The organism is Streptomyces thermolilacinus SPC6 (assembly GCF_000478605.2).
Classification (GTDB): domain Bacteria; phylum Actinomycetota; class Actinomycetes; order Streptomycetales; family Streptomycetaceae; genus Streptomyces; species Streptomyces thermolilacinus.
Map to the genome: position 1 here is coordinate 74,119 of NZ_ASHX02000001.1, position 18,193 is coordinate 92,311.

Sequence of the window (18,193 nt, forward strand, 5' to 3'; positions counted from 1 at the left end):
CGCCGCGTACCGGGGTGAGGTAGGCGCGGAGCCGGTAGTCCTGCGGGCAGGCGTCGGCGGCCGGGGGTGTGACGACGACATCGACGGACTGCCGGTTGTCGGCGATGCGGGCCGGGGCGGGCCCGGAGGCGCCGAGGACGCGGGTGCGCGGGACGAGCAGCCCGGTGGGCGTGCACTCCAGGGCGTTGCAGGGGCCGGGGGCGATGTCCCCCCGCGCGCAGGGGTCGTCGGGCGGGCAGGGGGCGGGCGGGCAGGGTTTCGCGCAGGGGTCGCAGGGGGCGGCGTCCTCGACGCAGATGGTGACCGCGTCGGTGTTGTTGCCGGGGCGGGGGTCGGTCTCGTTGCCGTCGGCGGTGGCGGTGTTGGTGAGGGGGCCGGCCGCGGTGGCCTTGGCGCGCAGGGTGAGGGTGGCGGTGGCGCCTTCGGCGAGGTCCCCGACGGTCCAGCGGCCGGTGGCGGGGTCGTAGGAGCCGGTGGTGGCGGTGGAGGAGACGTGGACGAGGTTCTCGGGGAGCTGGTCGGTGAGGGTGACGCCGGTGGCGTCGTTGGGGCCGGTGTTGCGGACGGTGACGCGGTAGGTGACGGTCTGGCCGACGGTGACGGTGGTCGCGTCGGCGGACTTGACCACGCGGAGGTCGGCTGCCGCGCGGACCTCGGTGACGGTCTCGTTCGAGGTGGCGGTGAGCGGCTCGGGGATGTCGCCGAGGCGGTTCTCGTAGGTGGCGGTGGCGGTGTTGGTGACGCGGCCGCCGGCGCTGGCCTCGTCGATGGTGACGCGGTACTCGACGGTGGTGCCGCCGGGCAGGGTCTCGGTGTTGGGGAGGCCGCCGGCCTGCCCGCTGGTGGCGCCGTTGCCGAGGTGGAAGACGACCCGGTTGCCCTGGGCATCGAAGTACGCCTGGTCGTCGCCGGTCCGGTCGGTCTTGGGCCCCGTGTTGGGGCCGTCCACGATGCGCAGGGAGCCCGGCAGGTAGGTGGTCCCGGCCGGGACGGCGTCGGTCAGGACCAGGTTCTCGGCGGCGCCGCCGCCTTCGTTGCGGGCGGTGACGCGGTACGTGATGACGTCGCCGACCTCCAGCGGGCCCTCGGGTACGGCGGTCTTGGTGAGCACCACGAGGGGTGCGGTGCCGAAGAACACCCCGTCGAGGAAGTTGCCGACGCCCTGGTTGCCGCCGGCCGCGGCGATGGAGCGGAAGGCGAACCGGGTCGTCGTCTGGCCGGGCGGCACGGTGTAGGTGCCGGTGTAGTAGCCCCAGGCGCTGGTGCCGTCGGTGAACCGGCGCTGCTCGACGGCCGCCCCGGGCGCGCCGATGTCCAGGGCCATCGTGTCCTGGCCGAGCCGCCCGCGGTGGTAGAGCCGCCAGTACAGGGTGGTGCCGGGGGTGGTGGGCAGGTCCTGGTAGAGCGTGGAGACGTGGTTGGCGTTGAGCTCGGCGAACTGGGCGCCGTCGGCGGCCGGTACGCCGTTGAAGCCGGAGCGCCACAGTTCGATCAGGTGGTCGGGTGCGGTGGTGAGCCAGCCGGGGACCCGGCGGGGCGCCTGCGTCTGGGAGGCGTCCGGCAGGAACTCGACGCCGGTGACGGACGGCTCCTCGAAGCTGCCGTTGACGAGCGCCACGCGCAGCGGGATGGGTGTGGTCACGGTCGTTCCCCCTTTGGTACTGCCTGGTCGGGGCCACCGGGCGGGGCACGTGGGAACGCGGCCCGGCGCGGCCGGTGGCAGGGGAAGGACAGCGCATCGCGGGATGGGCGGACAGTGACCGGGCGCGGGTCCCGGCCATCCGCACGTCCGGGGTTTGACGGCGTGTGTACGGGACACGGAACGGCGTGCCGCGCAGCGCGTCCGTCGCGTTCATGTCACGTATGGCGCAGGTGTTCCAGTGCGACCAGCCGCCCCGGCGCGATTGGCCGGAACACCCGCCCCGCCAGGCGCGACACACCACTCGATCGACTGATGTGCAGCGGCTCGCCGTTGACGCCCCGGTCGGTTTCCCACGGGGGTGTCGGCGGCGTTCAGCCGACGGTCGGGGGCGGCGGTGTCCAGCGGCGGTTGACGGGGACGGAGCTGGTGACGCCGTAGTCCTTCTTCAGCTCATCCGGGATGGCGTAGTGCATGACGCGGCCCCTGGTGAGGGAGGACAGTTCGAAGACGGTCGTGAGGTGGCCGATCCGGTCCAGCGCCCAGGCGGCCATCGGCGCGCGGTCCTCCAGGCGCTCCAGGACGCCGAGGAGGTGCGGAGCCGCCTTCACGACCGTGTCCCAGGGGGTGCGCGGCACGTCCAGCCAGTCCGCGCACGTGTCACCGATCAGATACCGGACGAGGGCGGAGACGACCGGGTCGAAGAAGGTGCCCGGCACGACCTCCTCGTACAGGTCGATGAGCTGCCTGGTGAGTTCGGCGCCCTCCGGCGAGGGGCCCATGTGCCGGACCATGTACAGGTCGAGGAACCGGCGGGCGTCCTGAAGGGTCGCCGGCGAGGCGGCCTGGTCGACGCCGAGCATGGCGCCGACGACGCGCCAGGCGTAGAAGTACGCCTCCGCGCCCTCGGTGGACATGTGGATGCCCAGCCGGTGGAGGCTGTCCAGCACCAGCAGCGAGAACAGCATCTGGCCGCCGATCATGTCCTCCTGGCAGATCGGCGTGCCCAGCGCGGCCACGTCCCAGCGGTCCTCGCGGCGCAGGTGGTGCCGGATGGCGGCGTGCAGGAGCCGCACCTTCTGGGCGGCCGGGACGAAGCGGCTGCCCGCCTCGAACGCGTCGGGCCGCATCAGGTAGACGGTGAACTGGCCGGTCTCCGCCATGCGTTTGGACGGGTACTTCAGCGAGTGCGTCGCCGACAGGAGCCGCGCCACGTGCGGGACGACGTAGCAGGCGGGCATGGACGCGAACGACAGGGCGGTGGAGATGTGCACGTTGTTGTCGGTGAAGAACAGCCGGGCCTTCTCCATCTCGCCCCAGTCCACCCACGGCGGCGGCGCGGCGGTCTGCTGGAGGTACTCGCGGGCGACGTCGGGCAGCCCGTCGGGGAGCGGGGCGCCGACGGTGGAGACGTACCGCATCAGCGTGTTGAACTTCCCCACCTCCCCCCGCTCGAAGAGGGTCGCCACGGTCGCGTCGGCGAGTTCGTCGCCGACGGTCCGCAGGGCGTCCATCGACGCCTCGGTGTACGTCATCGCGGGGCTCCTTGCTCCTCGTTGTCCTCGCCCGGCGGGGCGCGGTCGCGTCAGTACCGGCGGACCGCCGCCGCCTGGGCGAGCGCGGTCAGGGCCGTGGCGGCGTGCGGGGGGACGTCCATGTCGTGCACGGCGCGCGTGGCCTCCTCGACGCGGGCGGCGATCATCCGCTCGACGCGCTCGGGGGCCTTGAGGCGGCGCATCACCTCGCGCACCTCGCGCAGGCCGTCCGCGTCCAGGTCGGCACGGCCCAGCAGGGCGCGCAGCCGTGCCCGGTCCGTGTCGTCCGCCGCGGCCCAGGTCTCGGCGAGGAGCGCGGTCGGGCGGTGGCCGCGCAGGTCGTCCGCGTTGGCCTTGCCGGTACGGCGGGGGTCGCCGAACAGGCCGAGCAGGTCGTCGCGGAGCTGGAACGCCTCGCCGAGCGGCAGCCCGTACGCCGAGTAGCCCTCGCGCAGCCGCTCCCCCGCCCCGGCGAGGAGGCCGCCGATGAGCAGCGGCTGCTCGACGGTGTACTTGGCGGTCTTGTACCGGACGACCTTCAGCGACGCGGCCGTGTCCGGGGGCCTGCCGGTGCGCAGGATCTCCAGGCACTCCCCCGCGACCAGCTCACGGGCCAGGGCGCCCCACAGCGGCCGTGCGCGGGCCAGGTACGCGGCGGGCAGGCCGCTGGACGCGAACAGCTGCCCGGCCAGCGCCATCAGCAGGTCGCCCACGAGCATGGCGAGGGACCGGGCGGCGCCGGTTGCGTGCGGGCGGCTCCCGAGTGCCTCCCGCAGGGCGACGTGCGCGGTGGGGCGGCCGTGCCGCAGGGGGCTGTCGTCGATCAGGTCGTCGTGCACGACGGCGGCGGCGTGCACCAGTTCCATGGAGGCCGCCGCGCGGAGCAGGGCGTCGCTGTCGGGCTGGCCCGCCGCGCGCCAGCCCCAGTAGCAGAACGCCGCCCGCAGCCGCTTGCCGTGCGCCACCGCCGCCTCCAGCCGGTCGGCGACCGGGCGCAGTTCCGGGTCCACCGCGCCCAGCTCGTCCGCCTCGCGCGCGGTGAACCCGGCCAGCACCTCGTCCACGCGGGCCTTGAAGGCGGCGGGCTCGTACCGGTCAGTCACCGTCGGTGCGGGGTGACGATGGCGCACCCTGTTCCGCGCCCTCGCGGCGGGCGGCGGCGTGCCGGGCGAGCGTCTCCAGGTGCGGCGGCGGCATGGCCGCCCACCGGTCCAGGAGCAGCCGGCCGCGCGCCGTGAGGTCCCGTTCGGTGTCGGACGCCAGGTCCGGCAGGTCGGAGCGGCGCAGCAGCCCCCGGAACGTCCCCACGGCCGACCGTACGGTGCTCAGGGCCACGTCGGCGAGCCCCGCCACCAGCAGGACCGCCTGTTCCTGCGGGCCGCTGCCGCGTCCGCTGTCGTCCCCCATGACCCTCCTCCGCACCGGCTGCCGGGCGGCGCTTCGACGGCCGCCCCGCGACAGCCTCACGATCCGGTGCGGGGTGGAGGGCGGGAACTCACCAACGAGTGATCACTCCGTATGTGTGTGCGGTAACTGTGCCGGGCGTGGGGGGAGCGACGGGGCGGGCCGGGGCGTAGGGGAACGTGGCGGCCGGGGCGTAGGGGGGGCCGGCCTGAACTGCGCGTACGATCAGCCGGTTCCCCCTCCGACGAGCCGTTTCGACAAGGAGCGCCCGGTGACCGCCACCGTCCCACCCTCTCGCGACTGCGGCACGGGGCCGCTGCCCGTCCGGCGGCTGACGCGCGACGAGGACGGCGAGCGGCTGCACGCCCTGCTCTGGCGGGCGGGCGGCGGCTGGCGGATGGTCAGCAGCGCCGTCCTGGGCGGCGGCATCGGCGAGCGCGCGTGGGCCCTCAACGCGCAGGTGTCCCACGGCTACCGGCGCACCGACCCGGACCGTCACCTGGCCCTGCTGGCCGCCGACGCGGGTGCGCGAGGGCCCGGGGTGGGGCTGATGACGGCCGCGGACGTGTCGCGGTACGGCCGCGCGGCCGACGGCGGTGTCGGCGCGGTCGCCACCGCGGGCCTCGGGGTGCGGGGCTGGGCCGCCTCCCCGGCCCGGGGCACGGCTGTTCCGGCGGGGCCGGGCACGGTCAACATCGTCGTCGCGGTGCCGGTGGCGCTGACCGACGCCGCGCTGGTCAACGCCGTGGCCACGGCGACCGAGGCGAAGGTGCAGGCCTTGCTGGACGCCGGTTACGACTGCTCCGGCACGCCCACCGACGCGGTGTGCGTCGCCGCGCGCACGCCGCGCCCCGGCGAGGACGTCCACGCCTTCGCCGGACCGCGCTCCGAGTGGGGCGCGCGGCTGGCCCGCGCGGTGCACGCGGCGGTACGCGGCGCCGCGCCGCCCGTCACGGCTGGTCGTTGTCCTTGAGCGCGCCCCAGCCGTGCCAGCGCTCCACCTCGATCCGGGCGCTGACCCGGCCGCGGTCCCGCAGCTTGTAGTCCTTGCCGAGGTAGTGCCGGGAGAGCCGGTCGATATCGGCCAGCCCCTCGTCGTCGCGCACCTCCACCACCCGGCCGATCAGGCTCACATGGGTGTACCAGGACTTCTCGTCCAGCACGGTGAGCGTGACGCGCGGGTCGCGGCGGATGTGGGCCAGCCGCTTGCGGCCCTCGTCCATGTTGATCAGTACCCGCCCGTCGTCCTCCCACAGGTACCAGGTCGCCGTCGAGACGGGCCGGCCGTCGGAGCGGAGCGTGGCGAGCACGGCCGGGTTGGGCTTGCGGAGCATGGCGACGGCTTCGTCGGGCAGCGGGGGCTTGGACATGACGGGTCCTCCTCGGTCGGCCCGGTCCGGCCGTCCCGCCGGACCGGTTCGTCAGCGTACGCATGCCCCTGAACGCCACCCCGCTCCCGTACGTGTTGCGCCGTTCGTACGAATCGGCGTGCCGGTGCCGTGTCCGGGTCCTGGCCCGGGAAGACCGTCGGTCACACGTACTCGCCGAGCGGTGCGACGAGGACGACGCGGCGGCCGTGCACGTAGTCGCGGCGGGGGCGGGTGGCCGGTCGCGCCGGGTCGTCGAACACGTGCCGACGGGACCGTGGCCGACGCTTCCCCCGCCATCGCGGGCCGGACGCGGAACCGGAGCCCGGTTCGGGTGCGGGACCCGGTCCGGGTACGGCGGCCGGGGCGGGGCACGGCTGTTCGGGATCGGGTTCCGGCGCGGGCTCGGCCCACAGCGCGTCCTGCCGCCACACGAGGGGTATCGCGGTCTGCCCGTCGAGCCGCGCGGGGGGCGGGTCCGACAGCTGCTGTTCCACGGCCCGCAGCCGGGCCCGCGTCTTCGACGGGATCACGCGGCCATCCAATCAGGTCATCGTGCGGTGTCCACTACCCCTTGGCCGCTCCCGCACGCCTGGGCGCTGTCCCGCGCACCGGCGGCGGCAGGAGCGGCCTCGGCGAGGGGCGACCGGCCCGGCAACCGGCAACCGGCAACCGGACGACTGACTACCGGCGACTGACCGAAAACCACTTCTTGTCGGGGACATGTCCATTCCCAAGAATGCGCATGACCATCCGTCCGCAGGAAGGACCCCCCACATGAAGAAGCCCCTCGCCGGTGCGCTGCTCGCTCTGGCGCTCCTGGGCCTCGGAGCCGCGCCGGCGGCGGCGACCGCCGCCCAGGCTCCCGCACCCGCCACCGCCCCCGCGGCGGCCCCCTCGGCCGTCACGGTGGACTTCGCGGGGACCGTGGCCCTCAGCAACTGCTCCGGCTCCGTCGTCCGGCTGCCCCAGTCGCAGCCGGACGACCCGGCCCTGGTGCTGTCCAACGGCCACTGCCTGGAAGGCGGCATGCCGGGCCCCGGCGTGGTCGTCGTGGACCGGCCCTCCACCCGGACCTTCAGCCTGCTCAACTCGTCGGGCCGGGGTGTCGCCACCCTGCGGGCCAGCAAGATCGCGTACGCGACGATGACCGACACGGACGTCTCCCTGTACCAACTCACCACGACCTACCGGCAGATCGAGAGCCGCTACCGCATCAAGGCGCTCGAACTGGACACGGTCCGCCCCGCGCAGGGCGCGGCGATCAAGGTCGTCTCCGGGTACTGGAAGCGGATCTACAGCTGCGCCGTGGACGGCTTCGCCTACCGCCTCAAGGAAGGCGACTGGACCTTCACCGACTCCATCCGGTACACCGCCGCCTGCGACACGATAGGCGGCACCTCCGGCTCGCCCGTGATCGACACCGCCACCGGCAAGGTCGTCGCCGTCAACAACACCGGCAACGAGTCCGGCGGCCGCTGCACCCTCAACAACCCGTGCGAGGTGGACCAGAACGGCACCGTGACCGTCCGCCAGGGCATCAACTACGCCCAGCAGACCTACACGATCGCGCCGTGCGTCGGCACCGGCAACAAGATCGACCTGAGCCGCCCGGGCTGTGCCCTGCCCAAGCCGTAGCGAACCGGCCGTCGCCGTGACGTCGGCCGTCCGGCACCCCGCCCGTCCGGTGACATCGCGGGGGCCGGACGGCCGCCCGCCCGAGCCCGTCTCTACGGCCGGGGCGGTACGGCGGCCGACGCGGGCACCCCCAGGGCATGGGCCAGGGCGGACTTGACCGGCTCGGCATGACCGGGCAGGTACCGGGAGATCCAGCCGTCCGCGAGCGCGAGGAACCCCGCGAGGTCGCGCTCGGCACCCTCCAGGAGGCGGCGCAGCTCGCTGACGGGCACGTCGATCACCGAGCCGTCGCTCCGCCCGGTGTCCGCGGTCAGCCGGACGGTGTCGCCGAGGCGCTCGGCGTACGCGTCGGGGTCGTGGCCGAAACAGGCGCTGCCGCCGTCGAGCACCTCGTACCAGTCACGCCATTCCTCCAGGCCGTTGCAGCAGCCGGGGAGGAAGGCGACACCGGTGGAGCTGTCCGTGACCCGCATGCCACCCGGCGCCTGGGCGCCCTCCGCGGTGAGCAGTCCGTGGAGGAAGGAGCCGAGCGCGTCGGCGGGGCGTCCGGGACCGGCGGCGGGGTCGTTGTAGGCGGCGATGCTCATGAGCGCCGTCCCGACCTCGTACGGTGCCAGCTCGCCGCTCAGCGGCAGGAAGCCGTACGGCTCGACGTGCGCGACGGGCCACAGGGCGAAGCCGTCGGGGGCGGCGGCCTCCAGGACGGGGTGCATCACGATCACCCGGCCCAGTCTCGCCCACCGCACGGGCGCCCTTCGCCGCGGGGGGCCGGAAGGGGTTTCCTGGCGGGCCGGGGACCGGGCGCCCGGGGCCGTGTGTCAGCATGCGGGGGTGACCCCCCACCCCCACGACCCTTTGGACTCAGCCCGTCCGGACGCGCGGTCCCCCTCGTGGGCCGCGCGGGCCGCGGCCGGACGGCGCCTGGCCGCCGCGGCGCAGGACCCCGACGTGGCCGGGCTGCTGCACCGGCTGCTCCTGGACGGCCAGGACACCGCGGTCACCCAGGAGACGGCGGAAGCCCTGCTCGAACGGTGGGACGTCCACGGGCTGCGCCTCGTCCTGGCCGCGCTCGCCGTCGCGGACGACGACACGGGCGACCACCTCGACGTCGCCCTCGGCAACGTCTGCCACCAGTCGGACGAGGACCTCGCGCGGCTGAAGGCCCTGGCCTCGGTGCTGGTGTCGGACGCCGACCCCGCCGTGAGCCGGGAAGCGCGCGAGATGCTGCGCGGTTAGCGCATCGATCAGTCGGCCCGCGCTCGTGGCCGCGGGGCCGCGTTCCGGCCTTCTCCTCCGTCCGCGTACGGGCGGTGCGCGCCGAAGGGCCACCCTCGTTCGAACGCGTTCAAAAGCTCTGGCAGGATGAACGTTGGCGCGGCTCCGCGTGGGGGCGCGCCGACGATCGCGCCAAGCGCGGAGGGGGTGGTGACGGTGGGGCAGGAACGGTCGTACGGCGACATGGCCCTGGTGTCGATGCTGGTGCTGTTCCTGGAGGCGGTGCTCGCGCTCGTCGTGGAGGTGGTCCGCGCCGAGACGCCCGTGCCGAACCCCTGGTCCGGCTTCACCCTCGGGCCGTTGACCCTGCCGTTCCTCCTCGTGGTCGGCGCGGTCGTCGGCGCAGCCGTCTCCTGGCTGCTCGTGCTGCCCACCGTATGGCTGAGCGACGTCCTGGGGCGGCGCTTCGGCGGCCGCGCGGCGTGGTGGTGGGTGCCGCTGGTGGCGGCGGCCGGCCTCGCGCCCGTGGGCGGGTACGCCGCGATGGGGGCGGGCCCGCTCACCGCCCTGCGCTGGTGGCTCGTCGGCACCGCTCTGCTCACCGTCCCCGCCCTGCTTTGCCGGGTAAGGCGGCGGGGCGTGTTCGGCTCGGTGGCGCTGTGGGGGACCCTGGCCGTCCTGTCCGCCGCCACCGTCGGCGGCGCCGCGCTGCACACGGGCCTGGTGGAGCGGTACCGCCCTCCGGTACTCACGCGGGACGCGCTCGTCGGGACGTGGACGGACGGCGGGGGCGGGTCGGTGACGTTCGCGGCGGACGGCGCGGTGTCGGTGTCGGGTGGGACCACCCACTCCCTCGACGCGGACTTCGCCGTGAGCGTCGGAGAGTGCGCCGGGGCGGGCACCTGGACGTTCGAAGCGGCGCGGGACGCCTGGGCGCAGAAGGTCCACACCGCCGTCGAGGCATGCGCCTGGGACCCGTGGTACATAGGCGGCACCCGGGCGCGGGTCGTCCTCTACCGGTACGTCGGCGACCCGGACTCCCCGGACGTCTACGAACTGGCCAAGGCTCCCTGACGCCTTCGCGCCCCAATGGCCGCCGCCCGACAGGACTTTGACCTCCTGTCGGGACGCGCGGCCACCGGGGCACGCGACCGGCCCCGGCTATCCGACCGTCAGGGTGAAGCGGCGCGGGTTGCCGTCGTGGGCGGCGCCCGAGACGTCCGGGCGGCCGTCGGGGCGTACGTCGTCGTAGGGGAAGGCGTATCCGATGGGCGTGTGCGCGTGGACGGCGCGCGCCCAGTGGTTGGTCGACGGGTCGCGGTAGTAGTCGGACGGGGCGGGGCCGTTCGGCTGGTCGGGGTGGGTGAGAAGCGTCGTGCGGTTGAAACCCGCCGCGAGCCGGGCGAGCAGCGCCTTGCGGTCGTCGGAGTCGCCCGGGTTGTTGGCGAACGGTCCGTGGTTGCAGGTGAAGACGTCCCGCGACGTGGGCCTGGTGAAGCTGTGGCCGCCGGTGAAGGTGAGGACGTCGCCGTTGACCCGGCCGGTGCGCACGCCGCGGCCACCCTGGAGGTCGATACGCAGGTCGGTGGTGCGGTACTTCTGCCAGACCCGGTCGATGTAGCCGGTGAGCGCGTCGCGGAACGGCATCTGGTCGGGGCGGTCGAAGTACGGCGCCATGACGTTCTGCGGGGAGACCACCCGGAGGACCGAGCCGTTCGACGCGCGGATCACCAGCTTGTCCCACGGCTGCCCGTCACGTGCGGCCTGGGCGACGAGCTCGTCCGCGATCCGCTGCACGGCGCCCACCGGGTGCGGCGCGACCGTGTGGGTGGCGTCTCCGGTGAGGGTGAGGCCGATGGGCAGGGCGGTCACCAGATCGACGTAGCTGATGTTGGCGTACAGCTGCTGCGGGTTGAAGGTGAACTCCGCGAACGACCAGATCCGGCTGTAGTTGCGGTCCGAGGGCGTCGCGAAGGCCGGTTCGACCAGGGCCGGGCCCGGGTTGAGGAAGAAGTCCAGCTTGTTGTCGCGTACGAAGTAGACGCGGGCGCCGTACATCTGCGGCAGCGTGAGCACGACCGGGCCCGCCCCGGCCGGACGGAGGGGTATCGCGCAGTCCACGGGCAGGGGGGTCAGGGTGGAGGCGGGCGACTCGGGCCGGTACACACCGCCGCCCGGGCGCAGCAGGACCCATCGGCCCGTGCCCTGCTCGCGGCCGGTGACATAGGCGTGGACCGTGCCGGGCAGCGACCTGTTCTCCAGGGCCAGTTCGCAGGTGGCGGGCGCCGCGGACGCCCGGTCCCGCAGGCCCAGCGCGGTCGCCGCCGCGACGGCCGCGCCACCGGCGAGCAGGGACCGGCGGGACAGGCCGCGGGCGGGGAGCCGGTGCGAGGCGGCCGGGCGTGAGGGGGTGTCGGATGCCATGGATGCACTCCTTGTGGGGAGGAGGAGCGGTGGGGGTGGGCCCACTCTGGCGGCGTGTGCCCGGAGGGTCAAGGGATGGAGCTGAGAGCGCTCTCAGTTTTGCTTTGTCTTCACAACTTGGCGTCCGCAGGCTGTGGTTGACGGGGAGGGGTGTCAGGGTGCGGGCTTCGGCGGGCCGTACGCGCCGTTCACTGCGCCGGCGCGTACGGTGGCGGGGTACGCGCGACGGAGAGCGAGGCGGCCGTGCCGGACTGGAGACACCGACTGGGTCTGGAAGCGCACCCCGAAGGCGGGTACTTCCGGCGGATCTACACCAGCCCCCACGTCGTCGGCACCGCCCACGGGCCTCGCCCGACGGCAACGTCCATCCACTACCTGCTCACCCGCGACCAGCCGTGCGGCCGCCTCCACCGCAACCGCGCCGACATCCTCCACTTCCTCCTCGACGGCGGTCCGGTCGAGTACGTCACCGTCCCCCCGGACGGCCGCCTCGCGCGCGACACCCTGCGCACCGGCGACCGGCAGTTCCTCGCCGTCCCCGGCGGGGTGTGGAAGGCGTCCCGGCTCGTCGGCGCCGCCGACCACGCCCTGGTGGCGGAGGTCGTGACGCCGGGGTTCGACTACACGGACCACCGGTTCGCCGTACCGGACGACTTCGCCCACCTGCCCGCGCTGCGCGACGAACTCGCACCGTTCCTGCGCTGAGCGGCGGGCGATCCGCCCCGTGAGGAGCCGGGCGCGCGGCTCGGGCAGGCATGCGGCAGCCGCGCCGGGGGCTCAGGCGGTTCGGGCGACTTGGTACGGGCGGCCCGGGGCAGGGGATGCCCGGCGCCCCCGCCAGGTGGCTTCCTCGACAGAGGGCCGGGCGGTCCTGGAGTCGTTCCGGCGCGCCGTCGAGACGGGGGACCCCCAGGCCCTCCTCGACGTGCTCGCCCCGAGGTCGTCCTGAAGAGCGACGGCGGCGGCCTCAAGCACGCCGCGCTGCGTCCGGTCACCGGCGCCGGACGGGCGGCCCGGATGTTCGCCGGTGGCATGGGCGGGTTCGAAGGCACGTTCACCACCGAGCCGACCGTGATCAACGGCCACCCCGCCCTCCTCGTCCGCCTCGGGGGCGAGATCGACGGTGTCATGGCGATCAGTGTCCAGGCCGCCCGCATCACCGCTCTACTACGTCCGCAACCCCGAAAGGCTGTTTCACGTCGCTTCCGCGACCCCGCTCACCCTGCGCTGAACACCACCCGTCCCCGACGGTGCGGAGGTCAGCCCTTCCAAGGCGAGCGAAAGGGATCGAGGACGGAGACCTGGCCCGGCGGCTGCGTGCCCACCAGGCCGCCGCGGTCCGCACACCCCGGCTACCGCCGGGGGCTGGTCGGCAAGACCCTCCGGCACCCCGTGGACGTACTGCTGGCATGGGCCGCGGAGCACCTGCCGCCATCGAGCGCGCCCGCAACGCCTTCGACGCGTGGGCAGAGCGTGAAGAAGATGCGCGGGAGGGGCGGCGCCAAAAGCTCTCACCCATCGGGGGCTCAGGTCGGGGTGGCGTAGGGACTTGGCGTCGGCGGCGGGCTCGCGGGAGCCCGTACGACCCCCGCTGCCCGTGTCGGCTGCCCCGCCCGCACCACTTCAGGCGCCGGGTCCGCCCGCCCGCACCGCGGCGGCGAAGGCGCGCACGGGCGGGCGGGACTGGTGCCCGCCGCGGGGCACGGGTGTGATCAGAGGGTGCCGGTGATGCTCAGGTGGGTGGGCGTTCCGGTGGTGCCGGTCAGGGGGACCGGGACGGTCGGGGCCCAGGAGCGATCGGCGTGCCGGGTCGTGTGGAGGACCCTGCCGTCGGCGGTGACGGCGGCCACCTGGAGTTCGCCCGCCACGTGCGCGGCGCTGACGGACTTCGCCGTGACCGTGCCCCAGACACCGGCGAGGTCGCCGTACACGGACCAGCCACCCGCGCTGTTGCGGATCGTGTGGTACTGCTTCGTTCCGTTGTCCGTGGCGATGACGACGTGCGCGTCGGTGCCGACGCCCGCGATGGCCACGGACGAGACGGGGCCGGTGGTGCCGACGGCCCTGCTCATGTCGCCCCAGCCGGTCCACTTGCCGGTGCCGGTGTCGCGGATGGTGTGGAACGGCTTGCCGCCGGTGACGGCGACGGTGTGGAGGTGGCCGCCGACGCTGGCCGTGGAGACGGACGTCACCGCCCCGATCGGCCCGACGGCCCCGGCCACGTCACCGAACCTGGTCCACTGGCCCGCGGCGTCGCGGCGGGTGTGGAACACCTTGTTCCCCGCGAGGGCGACGACGTGCAGCTCGTGGCCGATGGAGACGGCGGAGACCTGCCGGAGGTCGCCGAGCACCCCGGCGCGGGAGCCCACGTCCCCGAAGGCGCTCCAGGTGCCGTCGGCCGCGCGTATCGCGTGGCGCAGCTTTCCGGCGCCGTCGATGGCGAGGACATGGGTGTCCCGGCTGATGCCCGCCGCCGCGACCGCGCGGGCCGAGGCCAGGACACCGCCGATGCTGCCGGCCTCGGCCTGCACGTCGCGCAGGTCGCTCCAGGTGCCGTCGGCGAGCCGGACACCCTGGTAGAGGCCCTGACCGGCCTGGAGGAAGGTGCGGGACTTCCAGCCGTACTGCGCGGCCCGCACGTCGACGACCCACTGGCGGAGGTCGTCGACGCGGGCGGCCTCGGCGTTCCTGCGGGTCTCGGTCTCGGGGGTGCCGAGGCAGCCCGCCTTCCACGAACGGCTGGCGAGGGCGACGACCTCCCCCGCGGCGTTGGTGACGGGCCCGCCCGCGTCGCCCTGGCAGATGGCGTCACCGGCCTGGGCGCCCTCGATGGCGAGGGCGGTCGCCGTGGCGGACGTGGCGGTGAAGGCCGCCGTGTGGATCTTGTCCGGCACCCACGTCGTCTTCGTGCGGCCGTAGCCCGCGGCGGTCAGCGCGGTCCCGGCCGCCGGGGAGGCGTCGGCGATCCTGGCCGGGGTGATGCCGGTGGCCTGCCGGTCGAGCCGCGCCAGGAGGACGTCCCGGTCGGCGCGGGGGAACAGCTCGGCGATCGTGTAGGTACCGGTTCCCAGGGTGACCTTCACCGGTTCCTGCGGCTTGCCGGGGGTGAGGCCGGTGCCGGGGGTGGTCGTGAAGCAGCTCTGCGAGGTGAGGAGCCACTGGGCCGCTATCAGGGTGCCGGAGCAGCCGCGGGCGTTGGTGCGGTCGCCCACGGTGATCTGGGCGGTGTGGGCGTGGGTGCCGCTCGTGTCGGGGGTGCCGATGGCGGCGACCGCCGAATGCGCCGGCAGCAGGCCGGCGCCGATCACGGCGGTCAGGCCGACGGCCATCCAGGCGGACCGTGGACGGGCACGAAGCATGGAGGTCTCCCTGCGTCGATGGGACATCACATTCCCTGCGTGGACGCGGTGTTGGAGGAGCACAGGAACACCACGACCGTGAGATCCCGTGCAGACTACCCGGGAAACCAGCGGCTGTGATCTTGAACTCGCGGGATTGTGACGGTCGTTGACGCCAGGCGGGACCTCAAGGCCGCAGGCGGGGGTGTCAGCCGTAGGTGCGGCGGCACAGCTCGGCGAGGGAGGGGTCCACGGTGCCCCGCGCCGCCTGGCACAGGTCGCGCATCTGGACGGTCCGCGCCGCGGTGGGCCGGGGCACGGCCACGGGCGGCGCGGCGCCGGGGCCCTCGGCGCCGTGGGTGCGCCCCTGCGCGGAAGGGCGGCCCTTCGCGTCGGCCGGGCCGGACGCGGACCCGGCGGTGTGCCGCGAGGCCGCCGTGCGGGGCGGGGCGGCATCGGACTCGGCCAGCTCCTCGCGCGGGGAGGCCGGTGCCGGGGCAGGGGCGGAGGGTGCGGACGTGGGCGGGCGCTCCCGGGCCGGCGGCTCGCCCACGGGGGACGGCGCGGCGGGACGGCCCTGTACGGAGGTACATCCGGCGAGCGTGAGCAGGGCGGCCAGCAGGGCGGGAGCGAGGCGGGAGGTGCGCATACGGCCACGGTGCCCGCCCGCCGGGCGCCCGCGGGGCCCGACGTGCCGTCGGCCACCGTGACGGGTGAGGGGCGCTCGCCCGCCGCTGACGGCGCGCGGGGCCGAATGGGGGAGGCGGACGCCCGCAGCCACTCCCTTCCCAGTAGTGGAATAGTGAACGATCTGCTGGGGTTCCCCGTACGCAGCCCGGAGGGGCACACCGGGGGGGCGTACCGGAGAGGGAGCGCAGTGAGCGAGACGTACTACGAGTTCGGGACGGCCGCCGAGCGCTGGGACCGCGCGCAGATGTTCTTCGAGGCGAAGGAGTACCCGACCGTCGCCCGCATCCTGCGCGGCCTGGTCGCCGAGTACCCGGAGCAGACCGCCCAGCGGCTGCTGCTCGCCCGCGCCTACTACCACTCCGCCCAGCTGAGGCGCGCCGAGACGGAGCTGCGGGCCCTTCTGGAGCGCGACCCCGTCGAGGGGTACGCCCGCCTCATGCTCGGCCGCACCCTGGAGCGGCAGGGTCGTCACGAGGATGCGGCCCCGCACCTGCGGATGGCCGCCGCCATGTCGGGCGACCTGCCGTAGCCGGACCGGCGTCGGGCCGCCCTCCCGGCGGGGGCCGTGCGGGGCGGGCGGCCCGACGCGACGGGCGGGGGCGTGGCGTGCGGGGCGGTGGGCCGCACGGCGGGAGCGGTGGTGCCGCCCGCTCGGTCACCCCCAGCATGGGCCGGCGGGCGGGGGCGCCGCGCGGGTCGGTGGGCCCCGGGTGCGGGCCGTTGGTCCCGTGACGTGGACGTGTTCGACCTGCGCCGCAGGAGCGGCCTGTACCTCACGTACTACCCGCACGGCGACACGCGGCGGCGCGGCGTGGCGCTGCTGGCGCTCCGCGGACGTACCGGGTTTGCGGCTGGAACGCGGCGGGCGGGGAGCTGCCACCACCCGCCGGTCGTCCTGGAGTTCGCGGCGCTCGCCGGGCCTGGTGCCCGGGAGGCGCCCCCGCGGCGGCAGCGGCGGGGCCTGGAACTGATCCACCGCGCCCCTCGCCGACGTGGGCTCCCCGTACGCGGCGCTGCTCGCCGCGCTGCTGTCGCTGCTCCCGCCTGCCACGCCCGCCGACCTGGCCGCCGTGGCGAAGCTCGCCGCCTAGGGGCCGCCCGCCGAGGACGTCGGCCTCGACGCGTACGGCGGGACCGGCCTCCCGTACGGCTAGAACGGCTCCGCGCCGCCCGGCACGTTCGTCGCGCCCGCCCCGGCGGACCCCGCCCACATGCCGCCCCTGTCCACCCCCGTGGATACCGGGGTCCGCCGATGACCGCCTCCCCTGGACCGCTCGCCGTCGCCTACGACGGCACCGGCCTGCCGCTGTGGGTCGCCCTCCCGTACTTCTGCCTCGCGGTGTTCGCCGTCGGGCACGTGTGGCACTACCGGCGCGACCAGTTCGGCTGGACGAGCCACACGAACCTGCACGCGCCGACCTCGTGCCCGCTGTTCGCGGCGTGGCCGTTCACCGCCTGGTGCACGTATGGAGCGCCCCCGTCGGGTACCTGCCGCCCGTACCTGGTGTACCGGCGGAAGGCGTCCGCGACGGCGTACGGCACCACGGCCTCCCCGCACGGGCACGCCCCGGCGCGGCGCGAGGCGGGCACCCGGGAGGCGGGCCGCCGCTAGACTGCCGGCTTCGTTCACTCGGCAGGTGGCGGTGTCGGGCAGGGGGAGGGTGGGGTGTCGCGAAACCCGAGAAGCGAGTTCCTTGGTGGCCCGGCCTGGATGTGCTTGAGCATCCTGTTCTTCGGATGGACGGCGGCCAGTAGCGGCACCACGCCCTGGTGAGGGCCGCCGCGACGCTGATGCTGGTGGCCTGGGTGGTGTTGCCGGCGAGGCACCTGCTGCGACGTGCCCGTGACCGTAGGTCCTCCGAGTCGGATGAACCGGCAACCTGAGGGACGCCGAGACAGGGCATCGATTTCCCAAGCGCGGCGCCCTGGTCGACAGGCCGGTAGGCCGCTCGGGACCACCTCCGGGTAGGGTGGGCAGGCTCCGGAGTACCGGGGCCCGATCGCATCCTGGGGTGGGGAATGCCGAAGCACCGGTTGTCCAGAAAAGGCCGTTACATCGCTCTGACCACGACAGGGGCCGTCGTCGTGGCAGGCGCCCTGGCCGCGGCACAGAGCTCGATGGCGGCTCCGGCGTGGCCGGCGCAGAAGACCTACACAGGCCGGGCGTTCGACACCTGCGCCGCGCCCTCGCTCGCCGCGATGAAGGCCTGGAGAAAGGACGGCCACTACGGCGGCGTCGCGGTCTACGTCGGCGGCAAGAACCGCGGCTGCGCCCAGCCCAACCTGACCAAGTCCTGGGTGAAGTCGGTCGACACGCTGGGCTGGCGGGTCATCCCCTTGTACGTCGGTGCCCAGCCGCCCTGCCAGAAGAGCAGGAACAAGGAGAGGTTCACCGCGGCGACAGCGGCCTCGGTCGGGGTGAGCAACGCCAACGACGCCATCGCCAAGGCATCCGCGCTCGGTCTGAAAGCCGGAAGCCCCATCTACCTCAACATGGAGTCGTACGACATCACCGACAAGGCGTGCAACGAGGCGACCCTCGCCTACGTACGGTCCTTCACCAAGACCCTGCGGGCCAAGACCTACCGTGCCGGCCTCTACGGCTTCAGCAGCTCCAGCGCCAAGGCGATCGCCACCGCCAAGGACCGCAGGGACCTGCCGGGCAACCTCTGGTACGCCCTGTGGAACGGTCAGGAGACCACCACGAAGGACTGGCCCTGGGACCCGAAGCTGTACACGGGACACAGCCGCGGCCACCAGTACAAGGCCAACAGCAAGGAGACCCGCGGCGGCCACACCATCACCATCGACCGCAACGCCTGGGACGCCCCGGTCGCCATCATCGGCTGAGCCCGGCCCGCGCGACGGCCCGTGACCGCCGACTGCCCGTCACCGAGCCCAGGGTCCTGGGGCTCGTCCGGCGGATCATGGGCCGAGCCAGGG

Annotated in this window: 17 protein-coding genes and 1 pseudogene; 8 read left to right on the forward strand and 10 right to left on the reverse strand. The window is 74.3% G+C overall.

Going from position 1 to position 18,193, the window contains the following annotated elements:
* Positions 1-259: 259 nt before the first annotated feature.
* From J116_RS00365 to J116_RS00380, 4 genes and pseudogenes are all read right to left on the reverse strand, one after another.
* Positions 260-1,642, reverse strand: a pseudogene (locus tag J116_RS00365) (DUF7507 domain-containing protein); the annotation flags it as partial.
* Between the two features lie 371 nt (positions 1,643-2,013).
* On the reverse strand, positions 2,014-3,174 hold the full coding sequence (locus J116_RS00370; protein ID WP_023591359.1) for an oxygenase MpaB family protein: 1,161 nt from the start codon (positions 3,172-3,174) through the stop codon (positions 2,014-2,016).
* Positions 3,175-3,224: 50 nt separating this feature from the next.
* Positions 3,225-4,277, reverse strand: a complete 1,053-nt coding sequence (locus J116_RS00375; RefSeq protein WP_023591358.1) for a polyprenyl synthetase family protein — start codon at positions 4,275-4,277, stop codon at positions 3,225-3,227.
* Positions 4,270-4,581, reverse strand: a complete 312-nt coding sequence (locus J116_RS00380) for a hypothetical protein (RefSeq protein WP_023591357.1) — start codon at positions 4,579-4,581, stop codon at positions 4,270-4,272. Before J116_RS00380 ends, J116_RS00375 begins: the two co-directional genes overlap by 8 nt.
* Before the next feature lie 268 nt (positions 4,582-4,849).
* Here J116_RS00380 and J116_RS00385 point away from each other — a divergent pair, with 268 nt between their 5' ends.
* On the forward strand, positions 4,850-5,551 hold the full coding sequence (locus J116_RS00385) for an adenosylcobinamide amidohydrolase (RefSeq protein WP_023591356.1): 702 nt from the start codon (positions 4,850-4,852) through the stop codon (positions 5,549-5,551).
* On the opposite strand, the gene J116_RS00390 is transcribed toward J116_RS00385, so the two are convergent.
* Together J116_RS00390 and J116_RS00395 are read right to left on the reverse strand one after the other, a co-directional pair.
* Positions 5,529-5,948, reverse strand: coding sequence for a PPOX class F420-dependent oxidoreductase (locus J116_RS00390; RefSeq protein WP_023591355.1), 420 nt, complete (start codon positions 5,946-5,948; stop codon positions 5,529-5,531). The two genes, J116_RS00385 and J116_RS00390, sit on opposite strands and share 23 nt — an antisense overlap.
* A 161-nt stretch (positions 5,949-6,109) precedes the next feature.
* Entirely contained in the window at positions 6,110-6,490 is a 381-nt protein-coding gene (locus J116_RS00395; RefSeq protein ID WP_139140447.1) for a hypothetical protein, read from the reverse strand.
* Between the two features lie 232 nt (positions 6,491-6,722).
* On the opposite strand from J116_RS00395, the gene J116_RS00400 reads away from it, so the two are divergent.
* Positions 6,723-7,583 (forward strand): S1 family peptidase, encoded by an 861-nt coding sequence (locus J116_RS00400; protein WP_023591353.1) that lies wholly within the window; start codon positions 6,723-6,725, stop codon positions 7,581-7,583.
* A 92-nt stretch (positions 7,584-7,675) separates the two neighbouring features.
* Here the strand turns inward: J116_RS00400 and J116_RS00405 are convergent, their stop codons facing one another.
* Positions 7,676-8,296, reverse strand: coding sequence for a hypothetical protein (locus J116_RS00405; protein WP_079147835.1), 621 nt, complete (start codon positions 8,294-8,296; stop codon positions 7,676-7,678).
* A 118-nt stretch (positions 8,297-8,414) separates the two neighbouring features.
* On the opposite strand from J116_RS00405, the gene J116_RS00410 reads away from it, so the two are divergent.
* Entirely contained in the window at positions 8,415-8,819 is a 405-nt protein-coding gene (locus J116_RS00410) for a hypothetical protein (RefSeq protein ID WP_139140448.1), read from the forward strand.
* Between the two features lie 189 nt (positions 8,820-9,008).
* Positions 9,009-9,872, forward strand: coding sequence for a hypothetical protein (locus J116_RS00415; RefSeq protein ID WP_023591350.1), 864 nt, complete (start codon positions 9,009-9,011; stop codon positions 9,870-9,872).
* Between the two features lie 87 nt (positions 9,873-9,959).
* On the opposite strand, the gene J116_RS00420 is transcribed toward J116_RS00415, so the two are convergent.
* The gene (locus tag J116_RS00420) at positions 9,960-11,222 is read right to left on the reverse strand and encodes a glycoside hydrolase family 64 protein (RefSeq protein ID WP_023591349.1); all 1,263 of its coding nucleotides are present in this window, start codon (positions 11,220-11,222) and stop codon (positions 9,960-9,962) included.
* A gap of 243 nt (positions 11,223-11,465) precedes the next feature.
* Here J116_RS00420 and J116_RS00425 point away from each other — a divergent pair, with 243 nt between their 5' ends.
* Entirely contained in the window at positions 11,466-11,927 is a 462-nt protein-coding gene (locus tag J116_RS00425) for a cupin domain-containing protein (protein ID WP_023591348.1), read from the forward strand.
* 1,007 nt (positions 11,928-12,934) lie between these two features.
* On the opposite strand, the gene J116_RS00435 is transcribed toward J116_RS00425, so the two are convergent.
* Together J116_RS00435 and J116_RS29310 are read right to left on the reverse strand one after the other, a co-directional pair.
* Positions 12,935-14,581, reverse strand: a complete 1,647-nt coding sequence (locus tag J116_RS00435; protein WP_161492102.1) for a trypsin-like serine protease — start codon at positions 14,579-14,581, stop codon at positions 12,935-12,937.
* 187 nt (positions 14,582-14,768) lie between these two features.
* Positions 14,769-15,209: a hypothetical protein gene (locus tag J116_RS29310; RefSeq protein ID WP_023591345.1), complete on the reverse strand. Its 441-nt coding sequence runs from the start codon at positions 15,207-15,209 to the stop codon at positions 14,769-14,771.
* Positions 15,210-15,437: 228 nt separating this feature from the next.
* Between J116_RS29310 and J116_RS00445 the strand changes: the two genes are divergently transcribed.
* The 3 genes from J116_RS00445 to J116_RS00460 all read left to right on the forward strand — a co-directional run bounded on the left by J116_RS00445 (position 15,438) and on the right by J116_RS00460 (position 18,100).
* Positions 15,438-15,779: a tetratricopeptide repeat protein gene (locus tag J116_RS00445; protein ID WP_023591344.1), complete on the forward strand. Its 342-nt coding sequence runs from the start codon at positions 15,438-15,440 to the stop codon at positions 15,777-15,779.
* A gap of 723 nt (positions 15,780-16,502) precedes the next feature.
* The gene (locus J116_RS00455; protein ID WP_023591342.1) at positions 16,503-16,862 is read left to right on the forward strand and encodes a respiratory nitrate reductase subunit gamma; all 360 of its coding nucleotides are present in this window, start codon (positions 16,503-16,505) and stop codon (positions 16,860-16,862) included.
* Positions 16,863-17,269: 407 nt separating this feature from the next.
* On the forward strand, positions 17,270-18,100 hold the full coding sequence (locus J116_RS00460) for a glycoside hydrolase domain-containing protein (protein ID WP_028964845.1): 831 nt from the start codon (positions 17,270-17,272) through the stop codon (positions 18,098-18,100).
* Positions 18,101-18,193 lie beyond the last annotated feature (93 nt).

What these genes read in the sequence shown, in the direction of transcription:
- J116_RS00370 (WP_023591359.1), bottom strand. Translation starts at nt 3,174, where the DNA reads ATGACGTACACCGAGGCGTCGATGGACGCCCTGCGGACCGTCGGCGAC.
- J116_RS00380 (WP_023591357.1), bottom strand. Translation starts at nt 4,581, where the DNA reads ATGGGGGACGACAGCGGACGCGGCAGCGGCCCGCAGGAACAGGCGGTC.
- J116_RS00390 (WP_023591355.1), bottom strand. Translation starts at nt 5,948, where the DNA reads ATGTCCAAGCCCCCGCTGCCCGACGAAGCCGTCGCCATGCTCCGCAAG.
- J116_RS00400 (WP_023591353.1), top strand. Translation starts at nt 6,723, where the DNA reads ATGAAGAAGCCCCTCGCCGGTGCGCTGCTCGCTCTGGCGCTCCTGGGC.
- J116_RS00405 (WP_079147835.1), bottom strand. Translation starts at nt 8,296, where the DNA reads ATGCACCCCGTCCTGGAGGCCGCCGCCCCCGACGGCTTCGCCCTGTGG.
- J116_RS00420 (WP_023591349.1), bottom strand. Translation starts at nt 11,222, where the DNA reads ATGGCATCCGACACCCCCTCACGCCCGGCCGCCTCGCACCGGCTCCCC.
- J116_RS00435 (WP_161492102.1), bottom strand. Translation starts at nt 14,581, where the DNA reads ATGCTTCGTGCCCGTCCACGGTCCGCCTGGATGGCCGTCGGCCTGACC.
- J116_RS29310 (WP_023591345.1), bottom strand. Translation starts at nt 15,209, where the DNA reads ATGCGCACCTCCCGCCTCGCTCCCGCCCTGCTGGCCGCCCTGCTCACG.
- J116_RS00455 (WP_023591342.1), top strand. Translation starts at nt 16,503, where the DNA reads ATGACCGCCTCCCCTGGACCGCTCGCCGTCGCCTACGACGGCACCGGC.
- J116_RS00460 (WP_028964845.1), top strand. Translation starts at nt 17,270, where the DNA reads ATGCCGAAGCACCGGTTGTCCAGAAAAGGCCGTTACATCGCTCTGACC.